17 protein-coding genes and 1 other annotated feature (1 of these 18 running past the window's edge) are annotated in these 22298 nt (G+C 37.6%); of the genes, 7 read left to right on the top strand and 10 right to left on the bottom strand.

What is annotated here, in order from left to right; all coding sequences use genetic code 11:
• Positions 1-160: a binding site (T-box leader), on the top strand (it extends 92 nt beyond the left edge of the window).
• A 223-nt stretch (positions 161-383) separates the two neighbouring features.
• Both FC89_RS08900 and FC89_RS08895 read left to right on the top strand, forming a co-directional pair.
• Positions 384-1199 carry a 2-keto-4-pentenoate hydratase gene (locus FC89_RS08900; protein ID WP_057872202.1) on the top strand — a complete coding sequence of 272 codons (816 nt, stop codon included), beginning with the start codon at positions 384-386 and terminating at the stop codon, positions 1197-1199.
• 203 nt (positions 1200-1402) lie between these two features.
• Positions 1403-2230, top strand: coding sequence for an undecaprenyl-diphosphate phosphatase (locus tag FC89_RS08895; RefSeq protein WP_057872201.1), 828 nt, complete (start codon positions 1403-1405; stop codon positions 2228-2230).
• Between the two features lie 101 nt (positions 2231-2331).
• Here the strand turns inward: FC89_RS08895 and FC89_RS08890 are convergent, their stop codons facing one another.
• Together FC89_RS08890 and FC89_RS08885 are read right to left on the bottom strand one after the other, a co-directional pair.
• The gene (locus tag FC89_RS08890; RefSeq protein WP_057872200.1) at positions 2332-3153 is read right to left on the bottom strand and encodes a pyrroline-5-carboxylate reductase family protein; all 822 of its coding nucleotides are present in this window, start codon (positions 3151-3153) and stop codon (positions 2332-2334) included.
• Between the two features lie 142 nt (positions 3154-3295).
• On the bottom strand, positions 3296-4054 hold the full coding sequence (locus tag FC89_RS08885) for a sulfite exporter TauE/SafE family protein (RefSeq protein WP_057872199.1): 759 nt from the start codon (positions 4052-4054) through the stop codon (positions 3296-3298).
• A gap of 113 nt (positions 4055-4167) precedes the next feature.
• Between FC89_RS08885 and FC89_RS08880 the strand changes: the two genes are divergently transcribed.
• The gene (locus FC89_RS08880) at positions 4168-4746 is read left to right on the top strand and encodes a TetR/AcrR family transcriptional regulator (protein WP_057872198.1); all 579 of its coding nucleotides are present in this window, start codon (positions 4168-4170) and stop codon (positions 4744-4746) included.
• A gap of 366 nt (positions 4747-5112) precedes the next feature.
• On the opposite strand, the gene FC89_RS08875 is transcribed toward FC89_RS08880, so the two are convergent.
• The 6 genes from FC89_RS08875 to FC89_RS08850 form a co-directional block, all read right to left on the bottom strand.
• Complete coding sequence (locus FC89_RS08875; protein ID WP_057872197.1) at positions 5113-6537, bottom strand: glutamate synthase subunit beta; 1425 nt, start codon at positions 6535-6537, stop codon at positions 5113-5115.
• A gap of 14 nt (positions 6538-6551) precedes the next feature.
• Positions 6552-11021 carry a glutamate synthase large subunit gene (gltB, locus tag FC89_RS08870; RefSeq protein WP_057872196.1) on the bottom strand — a complete coding sequence of 1490 codons (4470 nt, stop codon included), beginning with the start codon at positions 11019-11021 and terminating at the stop codon, positions 6552-6554.
• A gap of 353 nt (positions 11022-11374) precedes the next feature.
• Positions 11375-12334, bottom strand: coding sequence for an ABC transporter permease (locus tag FC89_RS08865; RefSeq protein ID WP_057872195.1), 960 nt, complete (start codon positions 12332-12334; stop codon positions 11375-11377).
• On the bottom strand, positions 12331-13410 hold the full coding sequence (locus FC89_RS08860; RefSeq protein ID WP_057872194.1) for an ABC transporter permease: 1080 nt from the start codon (positions 13408-13410) through the stop codon (positions 12331-12333). The genes FC89_RS08865 and FC89_RS08860 overlap by 4 nt, the downstream gene beginning before the upstream one ends.
• Positions 13411-13412: 2 nt before the next feature.
• A complete protein-coding gene (locus tag FC89_RS08855; protein WP_057872193.1) occupies positions 13413-14945 on the bottom strand; it encodes an ABC transporter ATP-binding protein in 1533 nt (510 codons plus the stop codon).
• Between the two features lie 102 nt (positions 14946-15047).
• Positions 15048-16052 carry a BMP family lipoprotein gene (locus FC89_RS08850; protein WP_187329665.1) on the bottom strand — a complete coding sequence of 335 codons (1005 nt, stop codon included), beginning with the start codon at positions 16050-16052 and terminating at the stop codon, positions 15048-15050.
• 240 nt (positions 16053-16292) lie between these two features.
• Here FC89_RS08850 and FC89_RS08845 point away from each other — a divergent pair, with 240 nt between their 5' ends.
• Together FC89_RS08845 and FC89_RS08840 are read left to right on the top strand one after the other, a co-directional pair.
• A complete protein-coding gene (locus tag FC89_RS08845; protein WP_057872191.1) occupies positions 16293-17231 on the top strand; it encodes a nucleoside hydrolase in 939 nt (312 codons plus the stop codon).
• A 106-nt stretch (positions 17232-17337) separates the two neighbouring features.
• Positions 17338-17658 carry an ArsR/SmtB family transcription factor gene (locus FC89_RS08840; protein ID WP_057872190.1) on the top strand — a complete coding sequence of 107 codons (321 nt, stop codon included), beginning with the start codon at positions 17338-17340 and terminating at the stop codon, positions 17656-17658.
• 103 nt (positions 17659-17761) lie between these two features.
• On the opposite strand, the gene FC89_RS08835 is transcribed toward FC89_RS08840, so the two are convergent.
• Positions 17762-18370: a TetR/AcrR family transcriptional regulator gene (locus FC89_RS08835; RefSeq protein ID WP_057872189.1), complete on the bottom strand. Its 609-nt coding sequence runs from the start codon at positions 18368-18370 to the stop codon at positions 17762-17764.
• 95 nt (positions 18371-18465) lie between these two features.
• Positions 18466-18924, bottom strand: a complete 459-nt coding sequence (locus tag FC89_RS08830) for a MarR family winged helix-turn-helix transcriptional regulator (protein ID WP_057872188.1) — start codon at positions 18922-18924, stop codon at positions 18466-18468.
• 476 nt (positions 18925-19400) lie between these two features.
• Here FC89_RS08830 and FC89_RS08825 point away from each other — a divergent pair, with 476 nt between their 5' ends.
• On the top strand, positions 19401-20255 hold the full coding sequence (locus FC89_RS08825) for an aldo/keto reductase (RefSeq protein WP_057872187.1): 855 nt from the start codon (positions 19401-19403) through the stop codon (positions 20253-20255).
• Positions 20256-20379: 124 nt separating this feature from the next.
• Complete coding sequence (locus FC89_RS08820) at positions 20380-22284, top strand: M13 family metallopeptidase (RefSeq protein WP_057872186.1); 1905 nt, start codon at positions 20380-20382, stop codon at positions 22282-22284.
• Positions 22285-22298: the final 14 nt, after the last annotated feature.

Genomic DNA, 22298 nt, shown 5'->3' with positions numbered 1-22298 from the left:
CTTAGAGCTGTGAGCTGAATTTCTTAAGCTTAACTGTTTCCCTTCATTATCGGGGTGGTCAATTGATAGTAATAGTAGTTGACTAACTAAGATAAGACTAGCTTGTTTGATTATAGCCAGTCTAATAAAGGTGGTACCGCGTTATTACAACGCCCTTTAACAGCAGCAAATGTTGTTAAAGGGCGTTTTTTTAATTAGAATTTAAAATCCGTTTATAAGTGAGGTGGGGGATCGTGCATGATTCCAGTCAGATTAAAAATACCGATGATAGCCAGATTCAGATTATGAAGTCAATTATTAGTCAACCAAAACAACTGTCAGGTGCAGTTCTCTCACGTGTGGGCAACTGAACTGCCAAACATAAAAAAACGGAGGAATCAATTATGACTCAAACACAAACTGCAACAACTAAATTAACTGCTAATGAAGAAAAATTCGCTCAGGCATTGTATCAAGCTTATACTACCCAAAAGCCGCTAACTGAAAAAGATTGGCAAGCGACTGTTACCGATGATGCAGCTGCTTATAATGTCCAAGCACGCTTAACTGAATTAAAAAATGAAACGGTCGGTGGTTATAAAGTTTCTCTAACCAGTGAACAGACTCAGAAAATGTTTGCTTCTGATTCACCACTTTACGGAGCTCAAGTAAAAAGTCATTTTCTGGCATCACCAGTTAAACGCAGCTTAAAAACCTTAATGGAACCATTAGTAGAAGTTGAGCTTGAATTTAGAGCTAAAGAGGATCTCCACCCCAACGATTCATTGGATGATCTAATGAAGAAAACTACCGTTGCTGCTGGAATGGAAGTTCCCGACTCACGTTTTTCTAACTGGTTTCCCAAGCTTTCAAAATACATGGTTATGTCAGATGCAGCAGTTGGTGGGTTAGTTCTATATGGTAAAGAATTTGCTACAAATGATGTCTTTAAAGATGTTGCAGCGGCAGCAACTGTTAAATGTCAATTATTCCATAATGACAAAAAAGTTACCGAGGGGCTTTCTTCAGAGGTACTCGGCAACCCATTAAAATCCTTGCATTGGCTAGTTGCCAAATTAGCCGAACAAGGAAAAGTTTTTAAAGCTGGACAAATGGTTTCTTCTGGAACTTTTGTTTTACCACCTAAATTAACTGTTGGTAAATGGTCAGCCCGGTTTGATCATGGTTTGGGAAATGTTGATTTTGAAGTTACTGATTAATTAATACTAAGCAGCTGAGGGCCGAATGCTTATTCAGTCCTCAGTTTTTTTGCGTTTAATCGGTGGTCGTTTTTTTGAGTATAAACTAAAATTAATTAAAGAATTCATTAAAACAGCTGATTTTACTTAATAAAATTGTTTAAACCTCTTAATTGCTGTATGATTAATCAGTAAAACTGATTTTTGAATAAGGAGAATTTTTCATGTTTGATATTATCAAAGCAATTATTCTGGGAATTGTTGAAGGAATTACTGAATTTTTGCCAATTAGTTCAACTGGGCATCTGGTTTTGGTTGATGAATTCATTAAACTGCAGCAATCAAAACAATTTATCGATATGTTTAATGTTGTTATCCAGCTAGGTGCAATCATGGCTGTTGTTATCATCTACTTCCACAAGTTGAATCCGTGGTCTCCGAAAAAAAGCCGTTTGGAAAAAAAGAACACTTGGACTCTTTGGAAAAAAGTTATCATTGCTGTTATTCCATCCGTAATTGTCGGTTTACCGCTCAATGATTGGATGGATGAACATTTAATGAATTGGCAAGTAGTTTCAGCGGCATTGATTATTTATGGTGTTTTATTTATCATCATTGAAAATCATAATAAGAATACTGCTCCTCACTACGCTGATTTGAATACTTTGCCTTATTCAACAGCCATTGCGATCGGGATTTGCCAAGTCCTTTCATTAGTTCCAGGAACTTCTCGTTCAGGCTCAACCATTTTAGGTGCGATCACAATTGGAACTTCACGGTATGTTGCCACAGAATTTTCATTCTTCTTAGCAATTCCCACCATGTTTGGAGCCTCGATTTTAAAACTGCTTAAGTACTTTATGCACGGTGGTAGTTTAGCTGGTTTACCCGGCGTTGTTTTATTAGTCGGTGTGGTTGTTTCATTTGTTGTGGCTTACATAGCAATTCGTTTCTTACTGAATTACATTAAGAAAAACGACTTTAAAGTATTCGGCTGGTATCGTATTATCTTAGGAATTATTGTAATTGGCTATTTTACGCTGGTACATTAACCAAACTTAAACTAAACATTTAATAACTCTATTAACTCCTAAAGTTAGATTTTCAATCTAATTCTTAGGGGTTTTTGTTAATTTCAGAAAATTGATAGCACTTATCTCAGAGATTCAGCAATTTCTTCAGCAATCTGCTGACTTCGTGTTATTCCTTTATTTAACGCTGTAAAAAGGGGTGCTCCTGCTTGTAAGCTGTTAACAATTGCCTCAGTGACCCCACCTTTTGTTGCCATCTTTAAAAGATACTCTTGCTTTTCGGATGCAGAAGAAAACACTGGCAAAACTGTTTTCGACCATAAATAGACATCTCGAAACCAAGGATACTGTTGCGTCAATTTGGTAATTGCATACTGTATTTCTTTTTCATCAGTATATGTTAGCAGCAGTCCTGGCAAACAAACACCTGCTGTGAATGCATTTAAGTCACTTTCATGTGTTACCTTAAAAAGTCTCAAACCTATCATCCCTGTTAATATTTGCTCAGCCAAATGATCATTAGGGTACAGCATAGCAATTCCTTTTCCCTTCACGATAGTGTCTGGTCCGCTGACCATCATCCGCATAATAGTTCTGTTGAATATCTTTTTTAAAGTTCCAGTTGACAAGCCTGCCACACAAGAAATAATCTTCAATTTCTTTGGCACAGTCAGTTTACTTAAATCAATCACATCTTGGGGACGTACCGTAATAAAAACAAAATCTGCTTCACTAAATAATCGTTTATTATCTAAAATACAATTAGCTAGTCCCTTTTTTACAAGCTGCTTGTACGTGGCCGGATTACCATGATAAGAAACATAAATATTATTTTTATTGAACCCATGCATGAGCAATGACGTTGCAATCGCTTGGCCTAAATGACCACAGCCTACTATGCCGATCTTGGTATTATTTAGTTCAGTTAAAGCAGATAAATTCATTTTTTTGGCCTCTTTTTTATTTGAATTCATATCCAACGAATTTTATAGCTATATACTATCATTTGTGTGAACCATTTAACAAAAAAAGAGCTGCAGCTTTAGAAATTGCAGCTCAAAAACATTCAAAAGCCGAAATTTATTTTTAAATTAAGGATTTAACTCCTAAAATAGCCAGGAAAACACCAATAGCTGGTTTTAAATAATCTGTAATCTTTGTTTTTGCTAGAACAATGGCTAGACGTGGTGCAATCATCGCGCCAATTAAAGCACCGATCATTAACGGTAATCCTGCTTGCCAATCAACTTGACCACCAGCAATATGAAACAAGGCCCCCACCGTAGACATGAAAACCAGGACATACGTTGAGGTCGCAGTTGCATTAAAAGCTTTTAAACCCAATAAGAAAAGGCCCGCAATAATAACCGCACCGCCACTCATACCAGCGACACCAACCATCAAACCGCCTAAAATTCCATAAAGTCCCGCTTTCAACCGAGAATGCTTTGTCGCGCTAGGATGTTTATCGGTCGAATGTAATGAACGAATATATTGAACAAGCATATTAATCCCCAGAACGATCAATATGATTCCTATAATCCATTTATATATCCAATCAGGAATATAGCTTGAACATAACGACCCAATAATGACCGCCGGAATTGCCGTCAATAACATCTGATTTCCAATTTTAAAATCTATCTGTCCTTGTCGATAATAACTCCAGGCTCCCATAAAAAGACAAGGCAAAACGGTAACCAATGATGTAGAAGCTGCTGATGATGCTTTCAAACCAAACACTCCGGTTAAAATTCCCAAATAAATTGCCGCACCACCACCGCCAAATAAAATTACAAAGGTACCAATAATTAAACCAATGATTCCAAGCCAAATAATATTCATAAAATCAACCTTTCTCTGTATAATAAGTATTAGAAACAATGAAATTCATAACTACACAATGTAATTATAAACTTCATAGTGTAATAATAAAACACAAAAAATGGAGATAAATTATGAAACATCAGATATTAACCAAAGAAATCATCATAAAAACCAGTATTGAAATAATTGAAAAAGACGAAAAACTTACTTTTACGACTATCGCCAAAAAAATAGGAATTCGTTCACAGTCTTTGTATACTTATTTTGAGAACATAAATGAATTGAAATATGCAATTGTAGCCTGGGGAATTCAAACCATAAAAAAACAAATACAAGATCAATTATTTGGACAATCTGGAATAGAGGCTATCATTAACTTTTCAAAAGAACTTAGGCATATTGCCTTGCAGCATAGCAAACTAAGTCAATTTATCTTATTGTCCACACGACCGACAGATTATCCCGCTGCAAATGATGCATTTAAACAACTGCGAAACCTACTCTATAAATTACTAGAAAGCACCTTTCAAAATGAATCTGTTCGAATTATGGTCAGCCGTTGTCTCCGTGATTTAATTATTGGAGATATTATTAATATTGGAACTGGCTGGTTTACTGATGAAACAATTCCACCAGAGGAAAGTTTTGACAAATTCATCCAGCAAAACTTAGCTGCATTCCAAGAAATGGATCAAAAATCAAAAAATTAAAGTCGCTGATAACGATATGTTCATTGTACCGTTCTATTAATGAACTTAGTCGCTTTGCATCATTCATGGGCTCCAACTTAATTGTCGGAGTTCATTTTTTATTTAGAACTTGTTGGCTCTTTTTTGATAAACAACACACAATGACACATCAGCAGTAATAAAAATATAGTTATAACCAACTTCTTCCTTACTTAAAATTATCAAGCAAAATTAAACGGTAAGCCCCTAGTAAAATACTAAGAACTTACCGTCCAGAAAGCTGTTTAATTTTAAAAACCGATAACCAAGTTTATTACAAGTTACATCGATGGTTATTGTAATTAAGAAGTTTACTTATTTATAAATGTCAGTCATATCAATCCGTTCTTATAACCGAACTTCACAAGAATGAGCTACCTGATCTGCTACCATCCGGCCTTCATGGATTCCCCAGATAACCAAACTTGGACCACGGCGAGCATCCCCAGCTACAAAAACACTTTCCTCGTTAGTTGAGTAATCGTCATTAATCTGAGTAATTCCAAAGGCATCCATAACACTCTTTTGTGGTCCGGTAAAGCCCATAGCCAACAATACCAAATCAACCGGCTGATCTTGTTCTGTTCCAGCAACTGGCTTAAACAAGCGTGCTTTACTAGTGGTCATTTGTGTTACCCGACCATCCTTACCGCTAAAACCAACTGCAGTTGTTTCATAGGCAGTCAACTTATCACCAAACAAGGTTTGCGCCTCTTGCTGGCCATAACCCGTTTTAGCAACCATCGGCCACTGTGGCCAAGGATTGCTGGCTAAGCGCTGTTTAGGTGGCTGTCGAGTAATTTCCAGCTGATGAATCTCCGCAGCTCCCTGACGAACTGCTGTGGCGATACAATCATTACCAGTATCTCCGCCACCGATTACTACTACTTTTTTCCCAGCCAGCAATTTAGTTGCTTTCGTTCCATTTTGTAAAACTTCTTTGGTCGCTTGTGTTAGAAAATCAACAGCTTGCATGACCCCTTTTAATTCACGGCCGGGAACTGCTAAATCTCTAGCGGACCGAGCCCCAACAGTTAAAATAATCCGTTGATACTGAGCTTTAAGTTCAGCGGCTGTAATATCTACGCCAACTTCGGTATTGACAATAAATTTGATTCCGACAGCTTCCATTGCTGCAATCCGCCGGGAAACAATTTCTTTTGGCAATTTCATATTAGGAATACCATACATCGTTAACCCACCAGGACGATCATCCCGTTCATAAACAGTAACATCAAAACCAAATTTATTTAATTGCCAAGCAGCTGATAAACCAGCCGGTCCACTGCCAATTACGGCAATTTTTATACCATTTCGATGCTGTGGCATGCCACTGTCAATTACCCAGTCAAATTTAAAACCCTGTTCAATGATAAAACGTTCGTTATCTTTAATCGTAATTCCCTGTCCATTCAAAGCCTCATTACAAGCCACTTCACATGGTGCAGGACAAACCCGACCGGTAAATTCCGGTAAAGGGTTAGTTTTAGTTAATCGTTCAAAAGCCCTTTTATCTTCCTGACGATAGACCAGATCATTCCACTCAGGAATTAAATTGTCATTCGGACAGCCGCTGACGGCCTTGCCACCAGCATAGAAAAAGCCGGCATGGCAATGTGGAACCCCACAATTCATACAGCGAGCGGCTTGTTTACGCCGTTCTTCATCGCTCAGCGGCAGCTGCATTTCAGCAAAGTCTTTGATGCGTTCTTTCACATCACGGTAAGGGTTGGTTTCTCGCGGATATTTCATAAATCCAAATGGATCAGCCATAATGATTTCCTCCTTTACTTCATGAGTGTTGGTTGAGCTCCGACAACAACATCAAATGCTTTTTGCTGCAGCTGTGCAGCTGACAAATTTTGGTCGGCATATTGTGCCATAATTTCATTAATTTGCCGATACTCTTTTGGATAAACTTTAACAAAATGCTGCCGTTCCGTCTGCCAATTAGCTAATAAATACTTGGCTTTCAATGAACCGGTGTATTTATAATGCTGCTTAATCAAATTTAATAGCTGCTGTTCATCAGTCGCTTGCTCTAACTTGAATAACTCAATCATCTCAAAGTTACACTGCTGTGAAAAATTATCTGCTGGATCATAAACATAAGCTAATCCGCCAGACATCCCGGCTCCAAAATTGCGTCCAGTCGAGCCTAAGATTACAGCAACTCCATTGGTCATATATTCACAGCCATGATCACCAATTCCTTCAACCACTACCTTAGCTCCAGAATTACGGACACAGAAACGTTCGCCTGCTCGACCATTAAAGTATGCTTCACCACCAGTTGCTCCAAAACACGCAACATTGCCGACAATTGGTGCATTGCTGTATAGCTGCTTAGCATCTTCTGGAGCGCGAACGATTAATCGACCACCACTGAGTCCTTTACCAACGTAATCATTAGCCTCGCCAATTAATTCTAACTCCAAGCCTTGTGCCGCAAACGCTCCAAAACTTTGGCCGGCAACTCCGGTATATTGATATTTCAATCTGCCAGCTGGTAATCCAGTATTGCCAAATCGCTGAGCGATCCAACCGCTCATACGTGCTCCCACTGTCCGCATTCGATTATTGATTGGACTTTTGATAACGATTTGCCGCCGCCCAGTAATGGCTGTTTGCGCAAATGCATTTAACTCCGGCCATTGATCAGTCGGTGCAAATGGATCGGTGGTTTTCCGCTGAATCCCAATTGAAGTTCCTAAAATTCTTGAGAAATCAAGCGATTTTGCTTTGCCTTTCGCAATGAAACGCGGCTGCAGGTTTTCAGTATGACCAACTAATTCATCGATTGTTCGGTAGCCAAGCTTGGCCATTTCTTCTCGCAGATCTTCAGCCAAAAAACGCATGCAGTTTTTAACATGTTCCGGTTTGCCGACAAAGAATTTTCGCAATCCCGGATTTTGGGTTGCAATTCCTGTTGGGCAAGTATTTTTGCTGCAGACTCGCATCATAATACAGCCAATAGCAACTAATACCAATGAAGCAAAACTGAATTCTTCAGCCCCCAACATAATCGCAATTGCAATATCACGACCCGTCATCAACTTACCATCAGTTTCCAAAGTGGTCCGCTGCCGCAAATTATTTAATGCTAAAGTTTGATGAGCTTCTGCTAATCCCATCTCCCATGGAAGTCCGGCATCACGCACCGAATTCCGTGGTGCCGCTCCAGTACCGCCGTCATAACCACTGATGATAACCTTATCTGCCCCGGATTTAACTACTCCGGTCGCAATCGTCCCAACACCGGTACTTGAAACTAGTTTGACTGTAATTTTCGCAAATGGATTAACCTGTTTCAAATCATGAATCAGTTGTTTTAGATCTTCAATCGAGTAAATATCATGATGCGGTGGCGGTGAAATCAATCTGACTCCGGGTACTGACCCACGAATCTCCGCTACCCAAGGGAAGTTCTTATTACCAGGCAGTTGTCCGCCTTCACCCGGTTTAGCTCCTTGTGCCATTTTGATTTGCAGTTCTTCTGCACTCATCAAATATTCAGTATTAACGCCAAATCTTGCCGAAGCAACTTGTTTAATTTTGCTGTTTAAATTTCGACCATCTGCTTGAACTTTGAAACGTCGCCGATTTTCGCCGCCTTCACCACTATTGCTTTTAGCTCCCAATTCGTTCATTGCCTGTGCTATGCATTCATGTGCTTCTTGCGATAAAGAACCAAAGCTCATGGCCCCGGATTTAAAACGTTTAACGATTTGACTAACTGGTTCAACTTCACTCAAAGGTACAGTTGAATGAGTTTTCTTAATTCTCCATAAAGCTCGCAGGGTCGTTGGTGTCTGTTCTTCTTCTTGTCGCATTTCTTTAACATACTCTTGGTACAGTTGATAATCTCCACTACGAACAGCCTGCTGAAATTTATACATTGTCAGCGGATTATACAAATGATGTTCGCCGTCACGCCGATATTTGAAACTGCCACCAGATGGCAACGGTTCAACAGCTTTCATTCCAAAAGCTCGCTGATAGCGGGTTAAGTATTCTGCTTCGATCTGATCAAGCGTCAACCCGCCGATCCGACTTTCAGTACCGGTAAAATATTCATCAACAACCGCTTGCGATAGACCAATGGCTTCAAACAATTGTGCTCCCTGATAACCAACGATCGTCGATATTCCCATCCGGCTCATAATTTTAATAATACCTTTTTCTGCTGCTTGCCGATAATTTTCCAAATGATCTGCCAAACCATAAGCACTTAAAGTTGCATATGCTCCATAAGGATGAATTGCTGAAGCACCATAACCGAGTAAAGTAGCAAAATGATGAATTTCGCAAGCTTCACCAGTATCAACTATAATTGAAGCTAATTCTCGTTTGCTTTTCCGCACTAAGTAGTTATTCAAACCGGCAACTGCTAATAAAACCGGTATAATCAACTGATCGCGGGTTGCTCCCCGGTCAGTCAAGATAATCAAATTAGCTCCTTGATCAATTTGATTTTCAGCAGCTTTAAACATATCATCCAGTGCTTGTTCCAAACGGTTGGTCCGTAAAACATGCTCATAGCAAAGTGATATTTCAGCAGCCTTAAAACCAAATTTATCATTTAAGTGTCGTAATTTCTCATATGCTGCTGAGGTCAACAAGGGTGATTCCAATTTAATTTTTTTGGCATTTTTTTCTGCGTCGGCAGTGATATCACCGTCAGCCCCTAAAAACATTTCTTTTCCAATAACCAGCTTTTCGCGGATCGCATCAATCGGCGGATTGGTTACTTGGGCAAATTGCTGTTTAAAATAAGTAAACAATGATTGCGGTTGTTGACTAAGAACTGACAATGGTGAATCATATCCCATAGAAATAACCGGTTCTTCACCATTTTTTGCCATTGGGATCAACGCATCCTGAATAATATCCTCTGTATAGCCGTGCCGCCGCCAGAGAGTTTTTAAAGCATTATCGGACAAATTTTCATCAACATCTGCTTCTGGTAAATCAGCTAATGTTAACTGTTCATCCTTAAGCCATTTTTCATACGGATGTTGATTGGCAAAATGTTCTTTGATTTCCGCTGTACGATAAAAGCGGCCCCGTTTTGTATCAACTAAAATCATATCTGCTGGGCCTAAAATTCCTTTATCGAGAATATCAGCTGGCGCTGCATCATAAACACCTGATTCAGAAGCAACAATCAGGAAATTTCCCTTAACCAGCTGATAACGAGAAGGACGCAACCCATTACGATCCAATGCTGCACCAACTTGAACTCCATCAGTAAAACATAAAGCAGCTGGACCATCCCAAGGGGCGATAAAACTAGCATTATATTCGTCAAACGCCCGTTGCTGGCTGCTCAAATGTGTACCTTGTCCCCAAGCTTCTGGCAGCATCATTAATAAGATCTGAGGAATACTACGACCATGCCGGTACAAATATTCCATACAATTTTCTAGTTTTGCCGAATCAGAATCGTCTTCATTATAAATTTCAATATTGTGACTCGCCATCCAATTTTCAGTCCGTTTTAAGGTATTGATCTCCCCATTATGAGCCAAAAATCTAAATGGCTGCGCTCTTTCCCAACTAGGAAAAGTATTAGTCGAAAAACGTGAATGAATCAAAGCAATTGATGCACTCATCGTTGGCTGATGAAGATCTGGATAGAATTCGCCTACTTGATAAGCGTGCAACATTCCCTTGTAGCATAAAGTTCGACTGGATAAACTGACAATCGCAAATTCTTCCGCAGAAAATGTCTTTTCCAAATGCCGCCGCAATTGATAAAGCAAATCTTCAAACGGACGACCTGCTGCAACATCAGCTGGTTTACGAATAATAACCTGAGCAAATCCCGGCATTGCTCGTTGTGCTGTCGGTCCGCAACTTTCATAAACATAAGGTACATCCCGAACTGCTAAAACTCGAAAACCTGCTCCGGTAATTTCAGCCGTAACTGATTGCAGCATTGCCTGCTTTTCATTCTTACCTTGAGGTAAAAATAGCATTCCGACTGCATAATCACCGGCAGCTGGTAATTCAAAATCATTTTGCTGAGCATATTCTCTAAAAAACGGATCGGGTAATGAAAGCAAAATTCCAGCTCCATCACCGGTGTCAGGTTCTGCTCCAGTGCCCCCACGATGATTCATCCGCCGCAGCATAACCAAAGCCCGTTCAACCAGTTCATGACTAGCCTTGCCATCAATTTGGGTAATAAACCCCATCCCACAGGCATCATGTTCAAAAGACGGACTATACATAGTCTGCATTTTCGTTTTCATTGTTATTCCTCCACCTTTTTTACCAATAAATGTCACAAGAACTCATTATTCCGAACTTTCTAAATAAAAATTGTTTTAAAATAGTCTAATGTTCTTTTAATTTTAGTGACCTATTCAGAAAATAACAAGCTCGACCTGCCAATTCTTTGGAAATTAAACATTTTTACTGTTAAAAGTTTGTTATCGAATGTAATTTTTTTGTTAATAAAAATCCTAACTGACATTTTACTTCATTTCTTGTCAAGTTCCTAAAAAAACAACTACGAGTAATCCAAAATAAAGAGTGATGGCTATCTTTATCGAATAACCATCACTCCGAATCGCTTGATTAAATTCTCAAAACTCCACCAATCTCATTTGCCTTTAATGTAATTCTGACCATCAGCTGCCGGCGCAACCGCCTTGCCTAAAAATAAGACCAAAACAATCACTGTAATTACATATGGTGCTATTTCAAACCAAACAGAATTTACATGTGCTAAAACTGGAATGTAACCACCAATAATTGGCAGGCTTTGTGCTAACCCAAAGAAAATTGCCGCTGCAGTTGCTCCCAGCGGATTCCATTTGCCAAAAATCATTGCTGCCAGTGACATAAACCCTTGACCGGAAATTGTACTAGCTGAAAAGTTCAAAGTAATTGACTGTGCCATTACAGCTCCACCAATTCCACCTAAGAAACCAGAAAGCAAAACCCCAAGATACCGATAGGCCGCAACATTGATTCCCAGTGTATCAGCTGCCGTAGGATTTTCTCCAACTGAGCGTAATCGTAACCCGATATTTGTTCGATAAAGAAAATACCAGCTGCCAATTCCGACAATAATTGCTACATAGGCTGCCAATGACGTATGAGTAAAGAACATTTTTCCAAGTAAGGGGATGCGTGAAATTCCTGGAAAGGTAAAAGTGCCCATACTTTGATCTATAACCGGTGTCTGACCTTTTCCGGAATAAAAAATTCGTGTTAAAAACACACACAGTGCCGGTGCCATCATATTTAATACTGTCCCGCTAATAATATGATCAGCCCGAAAATTAATTGTTGCAACGGCATGTAAAGCTGAAAAAACCAATCCAAAAACAGCTCCAATTATCAACGATAGCCATGGGGTAGCTGCTCCAAAAAGGTTAGCAAAGCTAAGATTGAAAACTGTACTGCTAAATGCTCCAACAATCATCATTCCCTCAAGTCCGACATTGACAACTCCGCTATGTTCAGAAAATGCACCGCCTAATGCCGTAAAAATCAAAGGGGCAGCATAAATCAGTGTAGTTGAAAAAACTGTCATTAATATAGTGGCTAAACTCATCTGGATTTTACCCCCTTCACTGAAAAGTTATTTTTTTTACGACGTTTAGCTAAAATCAATTCAAAAACATATTTAATGCCAACAAAGAAAATAATTGCCGCAATTACAATATCAACGATTTCACTTGGAGTATTTGAATAAACGGAGATGCTCAATCCGCCAATCTGTAACGCTGAAAAAAGCAGTGCCGCAAAAACAATTCCAATTGGATTTTCAGCTGCCAACAATGCCACCGCCATTCCATTAAATCCGACTGATGGCAAATTATTTGAAACTGATATGTTTTGGAAATTTCCTAAACCGTCAATCGCACCGCCCAATCCCGCTAATAATCCCGAAATCAACATAGCTGTAATAATCGTCTTCTTAACATTGATCCCAGCATATCTCGAAGCAGCTTCATTTAAACCCACCGCTCGAATTTCAAAACCGGAACGTGTTTTATTAAAATACAGCCAAACTATAATCACGACTACTAAAGCAATAAAAAAGCCCCAATTAAAGGTTGAATTATTTGTAATTGATTTCAAAAAAGGTGTGTTTAAGTTGGCTTTCGCAACTATATTGGGAGATGAATCACTGCCTTTTTTGGCTAACCATGCTTTGACTGCATAATTAACAAAATATAATGAAATATAATTCAGCATAATTGTTGTAATAACTTCACTTGTGCCAAAATATGCTCGTAAAACTCCAGCGATCATTGACCAGACTCCACCAAAAATTGCCCCCATCAGCAAAGACCCACTAATTAGCAAAAATGTTGGTAAATGCGGAAACAACAGGGCAAATACAATTCCACCAAACCAACCAAACAGGTATTGTCCTGGTCCACCAATGTTAAAAAAGCCAGCCTTACTGGCGACGGCAAAACCTAGAGCCGTTAAGATTAACGAAATCATATTTCTCAAAGTTTCGCCAATTGAATAAATATCACCGAAGGACCCATTAAATAAATTTGCATAATTTTGCAGCGGATTATAGCCGAATAATAACATCACAATCGCTCCGACTAAGAAGCCGGCGGCAACTGACAGCAGTGGAATCGTTAATCCTTTAAATGTCCTTAATTTCAACGTTATCTCCCTCCGCTTTTTGAAGCAGTTGGTACTTTACCTGCCATTAATAAACCAAGTTCTTCACTCGTTGTTGTTGCTGGATCGATTTCACCAACAATTTGACCGGCATGCATCACTACTACCCGATCAGATAATTTTAATATCTCATCCAACTCAAAACTTACCAGTAAAACTCCATGACCAAGATTTCGTTGCTCGGTGATTTTTTCATGAATATATTCGATCGCACCAATATCAATTCCGCGAGTCGGATTAGCCGCGATCAACAATTCAGGAGCTGCTGAAATTTCTCGTGCTACAATCACCTTTTGTTGATTTCCTCCTGAAAGATCTGCCACCGGCGCTTTTTCTGTTTGCGTTCGAATATCAAAATCTTTGATTAACTGTCGACCACGTTGATTGATCATTCGATAATTCAACCAACCATATTTGCTGGCTGGTCTTCGATAATAGTTTTTCAGCATTAAATTTTCGGCCGTTGTTAACGGTAGAATCAGGCCAACCTGCTGTCGATCTTCTGGAATACAGCCAATCCCTAACTGACTAATTTGACGCGCATTTTTATGCTGCAATTGATGACCATTTAAGACAACTTGACCTGTTTTGATCTTGGTTAAGCCTGTTAAAGCTGCAATTAATTCGCTTTGCCCATTGCCATCAACTCCGGCAACGCCAACTATTTCTCCTTGATGAACGGTTAGACTTAAATTCTCTACTTTCTTTTGTCCATGAATCTCAACTGTTAAATCCTTAACCTCAAGGATTCTTTTGGTTTGATCGGTCTCCTTTTTAGCAACCGTAAATTTAACTTGGTGGCCAACCATCATTTCCGCCAATGAAGTTTCCGCCGTTTCATTTACTTGAACAGTCGCGACTACTTTTCCCATCCGTATCACCACACAACGATCAGCAACTTCTTTAATTTCCTTTAATTTATGGGTAATAAAAATTACTGATTTTCCTTCAGCCGCAAGGGCTCTAAAAATTTTAATCAACTGTTCAATTTCTTGTGGAGTTAACGCCGCTGTTGGCTCATCAAATATAAAAACATTCGCTTTCCGATACAAAGCTTTCATGATTTCTACCCGCTGCTGCATTCCGACCGTAATATCCTTAACTTTAGCCTGTAAATCAATTTCTAAGTGATATTTTTGGGCTAAAATTTTTATTTCCTGAGCAGCCTTGCGGTAATTAATTTTTAAACCTTGGGTTGGTTCATCACCTAAAATTATATTTTCTAAAACCGAAAAAGCCGGAATCAGCATAAAATGCTGATGCACCATTCCAATTCCCAATCTCTTAGCCGCTCGTGGTCCTGCTAGTTTAACTGCTTGACCACTAATCATTATTTGACCAGCAGTCGGCTCTAATAATCCGGAAAGCATCCCCATTAGAGTTGATTTACCAGCCCCATTTTCGCCTAGCAAGGCTAGAATTTCTCCGCGCTTCACCTGAAGTGAAATGTCATTATTCGCTTTATAATTACCAAATTGTTTAGTAATATGCCGCATTTCCACTATATAGGGCTCCATTGTGTCCTCCTTTAAATATCAGGGTAATAAAATGGTGAAGCATTGGCTTAACCAACTCTCCACCACTGATTATTTATTGCAATCTATTCTGATTTAGCTTGCTTATTTAGGACTAACTTTAATCGTCCCATTTTCAATTTTTTGCTGATAACTTTGAACAGCTTTCCAAGCTTTAGTCGACATATTATCGTTCACCAAACCAACACCATTATCTTTTAAATCATAAGTTACAGTTTTACCACCGGGAAACTTGCCCTTCATCGCTTGATTGGATAAATCTTTTACTGCCGTACCAACTTTTTTCACAGCCGAAGCTAAAGTAACATTGCCACCTTTATAAGCACCATCGGCTTTTTGGTCCTGATCAACACCGATCACCCAAACTTTTTTACCGCTTTTAGCTGCATTTTTAGCTGCGGTGAAGACACCGGCACCGGTTCCGCCAGCTGCATGATAAACAACGTCTTCATTGTTATTAAACATCGCCGTTGCTAACGATTGGCCAACATCCGCTTTAGTAAATGAACCAGCATATTTAACATCTACTTTAATATTAGGATTAACAGCTTTCACTCCCTGTTTAAACCCGGCTTCAAAAGTCTTAATAACATCACTTTGCATTCCACCAACAAATCCGACTTTATTGGTTTTAGTCGTTTCTGCTGCTGCTACTCCAGCTAAGAAAGAGGACTGCTCTGTTTTAAAAGTAACCGACGCAACATTCTTTCGTCCGGAAACTACAGAATCGATAATTGCAAAATTTGTTTTAGGATTCTGCTTAGCTGCTGAACTAATCGCATTATCCAGTTTGTAACCTATTCCAAAAATAGTCGCATACTTCGCTTTTATCAGTTTATTGATATTAGGCTGAAAATCAGCATCGTCACTTGATTGGGCATAGTTATAACCATTGACACCTTTTTTCAGATCATGACTTTTTCCCCAACTTTCTAAACCTTCCCAAGCTGATTGATTGAATGATTTATCATCAATTCCACCACCATCAGTTACTAATGCAGCTGAATGCTTTGTTCCTTGACTTGAAGCCTGACTACCACAACCAACTAAAATTGTCCCTAAAGCTAAAGTCGCTGCAATTACGGCCATTACTTTTTTCTTCACCTAAAAATCCCCCAGATCCTTTAATTTAATTATGTTTTTCAGTATACACATTCCCTTTGAATTAATCAATACATTTTTTTAATAATTTATTTTTTTGTTCGTATTTAGAAGAAAATAGTTGTTTAATATAATCTTTAAAAGAAATTATCACAGTTTTGACGAATATTATTGTTTAAAGTATACTGATTTATTAATGGGAGATTAAGCAAAATTTAGGAGGATTTTATGAATAAACGTGTCTATTTTAGTCATGATGGCGGCGTGGATGATTTAGTTTCATTATTTTTATTACTACAAATGAATGTCAATTTACTTGGTGTCAGCGTTGTTGATGCTGATAGCTATGTTGCTCCTGCGACAGAAGCTAGTCGGAAAATTGTTGATCGTTTTGGTCATGACAAAAATTTAACTATTTCAGTTTCTACAGCCCGCGGTGTCCATCCCTTTCCCAAGGAATGGCGATTAACCACTTTTCAACAAAATGCATTACCAATACTAAACGAATCAGGCACTATTCGGACTCCAATTGCCACACAACCGGCTCATCTTGATTTACTACAACATTTACAAACTGCTGCTGAACCGGTTACTTTATTATTTACTGGTCCATTAACTGACTTAGCCCGTGTATTAGAAATGGAACCGCAGATTTCTGCTAAGATTGAAAAATTGATTTGGATGGGTGGAACGTTTTTGGAAAATGGAAATGTGGCAGAACCGGACTCAGATGGAACTCAAGAATGGAACGCCTTTTGGGATCCAGCAGCCGTGGCAACTGTTTTTGCCAGCCCAATCAAGATCGATTTAGTAAGTTTAGAAAGTACTAACAATGTCCCGCTGACAGCAGCTATTCGTCAACACTGGGCGACTTATCGACGTTTTAGCGGTTTTGACTTTTTAGGTAATAGCTACGCTTTAGTCCCTGAGCTTCGCCAGTTTGCAACCAACTCGACTTATTATCTTTGGGATGTGCTAACAACCTGTTATTTTTATCAACCTGATTTGGTAAAAACCAAAAAAGTTCTTTGCAAAGTTAACACAACTGCTCCAAGCGATGGCCGACTTTACCAAGATGCCAACGGCCGAGAAGTTACTCTTGCTTATGACGTTAACTCAACTAAATTTTTTAAATTGCTGGATTATTTGGCAGCTAAAGCTGAATAAAACGATTTTGATTCAAGTTTCATATTTTTTAATTTCAGGAGTATAATGCTAGTTAGACAATTAATTTTGTTTTTCTTTTTACTTTATCCAGTGAAAGGTGAATCTCATGACAAAATCCACGGACATTCAACTGCCATCACTGCCGGAATTAGAAAAAAGTGTGCAGCTTTTTAAAGCCTTCGGTGATCAAACTCGTTATAAAATTCTTTTTTTGCTTGCAGAAAAAAGTCTGCCAGTTAACGAAATAGCTGAAGCTATTGGCATCTCCCAGTCAGCAATTTCACATCAATTAAAATTATTACGGCAGACTGGTCTTGTTTGCGGAATTCGAGATGGTCAAAAAATTAATTATCAGCTTTCCGATCGCCACGTGTTTACAATCTTTGAACAAGTTCGTGAACACGTTCGTGAAAAAAATGATGATTGAATCGGATTTAACTGATTTTATTTTTACAATACTAATATTCCTGGTACTAATTAACCCCCTTATTTGTCAGCTAACAAACAAGGGGGATTTTTTATTATTAAATTTATTTTCTATTTGACAATCTTGCCAGTTTTTTCACTTCATAAGCTAACTGTTTCTCGCTTTGAAAAATCATTTCAATGATTATTTTTTCCAATACATCAGTTTCTTGATACATACCTTTATCAATCCAAGCTAAAATTACTCCAATAATACCGTTAGAAACGTAAGAATAATAATAATCAAATTGATTATCCGTCAAATAAGTAATTTTTTGTTTCAGAGTAGGACGAATAGCTTCACGATAGCTTTTAAAAACATTTTCGAGAAAAGATTGTCCATACTCATGATTCATGGTTGCTTTAACTAAATTAACATCATTTTGCTTCAACACTTCAAAAATTGCTGGCAATAAATTTCTTTCGCCCTTTTCAAAACGTTGTTTAACTAATGCGATTGTTTGCTGAAAAAGTTCAATCCGTAATTGGTCAAGCAAATCGGAAACACTTTGATAATAGCGATAAAATGTTCCACGCGTTATTTGAGCAATTCGACAAATATCTGTAACTTTAATCTGTTCTACCTTTTCTTGATCCTTCAATAGCTCTAAAAAAGTTTGTTTAATCAATTTTTTGGTACAAACAGATCGATAATTTCTTTTCCTGCCAGCCAAAACTTTCTCTCCTAAAATCATTTTCTATTCAAGACAGCAACATACGGTTGCGAAGAAAATTATATTGTCAAACAACTGTTTCACATGAAACTTAACTAATTGTCTTCAACTGTACTTTCTGCAATTTTTTCACCAATTTGCTTTATCAAACCAACATCATGCCGATACTCATCAGCTGACATATCTACTAAAGAAAAGCACGAAGTCATCTTTTGTTTAATTTCACATTTTTTCACACGTGCCTTGCGACTTAAACAAATATATACTTTGCGAGCATCTTCTTTAGACCGTTTCCTATCCACCCACCCTTCTTTCTCCATCCTTCTCAATAAAGGCGTCAAAGTTCCATTATCCAAATTCAGTTTCTTACCTAATTCTTTAATCATCATCGGTTCATTATTTTCCCACAAGGCCAATAATGTAATATATTGTGGGTAGGTCAAACCATATTCTTTTAAAGACTCAACATAAAACTTATTATAAATTTTTTGAGTAGTGTAAATTGCAAAACACAATTCATCATCAAGTTTATCTGGTTTATGTTCTAATCCCATTATCATTCCTACTTTCTTTTTCCAACGTAAAAAATAGTATTTTTAATATTATATCATGTTAAAAATATAACAAAATTCTAACTACACAACTTTTCATTATTAAATACTTTCATTGATGCCAAACTGCACTTTACTATTAAGTTTTATTAGCTTTATCAATTTTTTATTTGTATTTATTATTTATTATCTAATTATATTATATCATCGAATCCTAAAATAGCTGTAAATTGACATTCGCTCATATAATTCAATTTGTTCACTAATTTTACTAGCTAATTCTTTTATTAGTTAACAATTTTTCCAACTCTTCAAGCCTACATTATTTAGTTGGCAGACGCAATTAAATCTGTATTTCCTAATGAAAAAGTTTTATTTTAAGCATTTGCTTATTCATACTGCTTCAATCGTTTTTTTCAAAACAATTTGTAGTAGAATAAACTTGTGGAATTAAAACTCTTCAAAAGTGAGGTTTTTTGATGGATAGCTTAATTGATACTTATGAATTGTCCAATAAGGTAAAGATCCCCGTTATTGGTTTTGGAACTTGGCAAACCCCTGCTGGTGAAGTTGCCAAAATAGCAGTTAAATCAGCATTAACTTCCGGTTATCGACACATCGATACTGCTGAAATGTATGGGAATGAGCAAAGCGTTGGAGCTGCTATCAAAGAAAGTGGCATTGCTCGTCAAAGAATCTTTTTGACCAGCAAATTAAACAATCATGCTCATAGCTATCAAGCTGCAACAGCAGCAATCGATCAATCACTCAAAGATCTTCAGGTGAGTTATCTTGATCTCTTTTTAATTCACTGGCCTAATCCAAAGTCAGCCAGAGACAATGACTGGCAAAAACATTTACAAGATACTTGGAGAGCATTGGAAGATGCATACCAAGCAGGTAAAATCAAAGCAATTGGTGTTTCTAATTTTCGTATTCGGCACTTAAAAATTCTTGCAGAAACACAACAAATCCAACCAATGGTCAATCAAATTCGTGTTTGTCCTGGCGATGTTGATCAAGAAACCATTAATTATTGTCGCCAAAACAATATTTTAATTGAGGCATATAGTCCTTTGGGTACTGGTAAAATCTTCAGTAATTCAACTTTAAAAGCCATCGCTGCCAAAAATCAGCGGACAGTTGCCCAAGTTTGCCTGCGTTGGTCATTACAGCATCATTTTTTACCCCTACCTAAATCAATTCATGAAAATCGAATTGAAGAAAATACTCAGCTGTTTGATTTTGAATTGTCCCCTGCTGACATGCAGACGATTGATCAATTAGATGGGATCGTTGGTTATGCGCCAAATCCAGATTCTGTTGATTTTTAACTTTTTTATTTTTGCAACAAACAGTTTCTAAACAGCCTTTTGCGCTGTTTTATTTTTTAAAATCATATTTCCACAATTTCCAATTATTTTTATTTCAAATCACAGTTAAGAAAGAGGTTTGCTAATGCATTCAACAGTAGATGAGACTCTAATAAAAAATGATTTATACCAAGCAGTTAATGGTGACTGGCTTAAAACAGCTAAAATTCCAGCTGACAAACCGTTAACAGGCGGTTTTGCTGATCTGGCTGACAATATTGAAAAAATCTTGATGAAAGATTTTGCTGAAATGAGCCCTGATAAACAGACAAATCAGCCATTAGCTGAATTTTTAAAATTTTATCACCTAGCGGCTGACTTTCAACAGCGAGATGCTGCTGGCTTTGAACCCGTCAGAAATTATGCTGAAAGAATTTTAGAAATCAAAGACTTAGATGATTGGGCTCACCAATTAGGAGATCTAGTTATTAATGGCTACCCTAATCCAGTGCCGGTATTTGTTGAACCCGATATGAAGGATACCTCTCATTATGCACTAATGGCTGATGTTCCAAATCTAATTTTACCTGACAAAACTTATTACACTCAAGATGACACTTCATCAGCAACTGCATTATTAAAAATTTACACTTCTATGCTGGAAGAAATTTTAACTAAAATCGGGTATCAGACTGATTTTGTTCAAAAAATTATTAAAGATACTTTAGCGTTTGATCGATTATTGGTACCGCACGTTAAAGACAGTACTGAATTAGCTGACTATGTTAAATCATATAATAAATACAGTCTAGCTGATTTTACTGCTACTAGTTCTCATTTTTCTTTAAGTCACTACTTAAAAGAACTACTTGGAACCCTTCCTGATCAAGTAATTGTCAGCGAACCTAAATATTATGCTGCATTAGATACTATCGTAAACGATGAAAATTTTGAAATTATGCGTAGTTGGTTATTTGCTAAAACTGTTTTAGGGTGCACTGGTTTGCTGTCTAATGAATTACGCATCCTTGGCGGAAAATACTCACGTGCTATTTCCGGCAGTAAAGAACCAATGAATCAACAAAAAAGTGCTTTTTATTTGGCCACTGGTCAATTTAATCAAGTCGTTGGATTGTATTATGCCCATAAGTACTTTGGTGCAAAAGCCAAGGCTGATGTTACCAATATGGTTGAGAAGATGATTGCTGTCTATAAAAAAAGACTAGCCAACAATACTTGGTTAAGTACGGCTACTCGTCAAAAAGCAATCTTAAAACTTGATAAACTTGGGATTCAAGTTGGATATCCTGAAAAGTTAGATAAATTATACAAAAAATTTAAAGTAACTGGAAATTCTTTAATTGAAAATGCTTTAGCATTTGAAAAAATTGCCAATCTTGATCACTACAGTAAATGGGGACAGACAGTTGATCGAACTCGTTGGGAAATGAGTGCTCATACAGTTAACGCTTACTACAATCCGTCATATAATATCATTGTCTTTCCTGCTGCTATTTTGCAGGCACCATTTTATAGTTTAAAACAGTCTTCAAGTGAAAATTATGGTGGTATAGGAGCGGTAATTGCTCACGAAATATCACATGCCTTTGATAATAATGGTGCTCACTTTGACGAATTAGGTAATTTGCATAATTGGTGGACAAAAGAAGATTTGAAACATTTCGAAAAACTCGCTCAACAGATGATTGATGAATTCGATGGATTAACAACCCCTGCTGGAAAAGTTAATGGCAAATTAGTCGTGTCTGAAAATATTGCTGATGCTGGTGGTTTAAGCTGTGCTTTAGAAGCTGCCAAAAATGAACCAGATGCCGATCTAAAAGCATTCTTTATTAATTGGGCTCGCATTTGGTGTGTAAAATCATCCCTTGAACGTCAAAAGTTATTATTAAATATTGATGTTCATGCTCCAAATGAGTTACGTGCAAATATTCAACCGAAAAATTTGACCGATTTCTACCAAGTATTTAATATTCAACCAGCTGATCAAATGTATCTTGCTCCCGAAAAACGAGTTAACATTTGGTAATCATAACCTTGTCC

Origin of the sequence: Liquorilactobacillus ghanensis DSM 18630 (assembly GCF_001435235.1) — a bacterium.
GTDB lineage: Bacteria > Bacillota > Bacilli > Lactobacillales > Lactobacillaceae > Liquorilactobacillus > Liquorilactobacillus ghanensis.
Note: the sequence above shows the minus strand (reverse complement) of the source record. Positions and strands in the feature narration are given on the sequence as shown.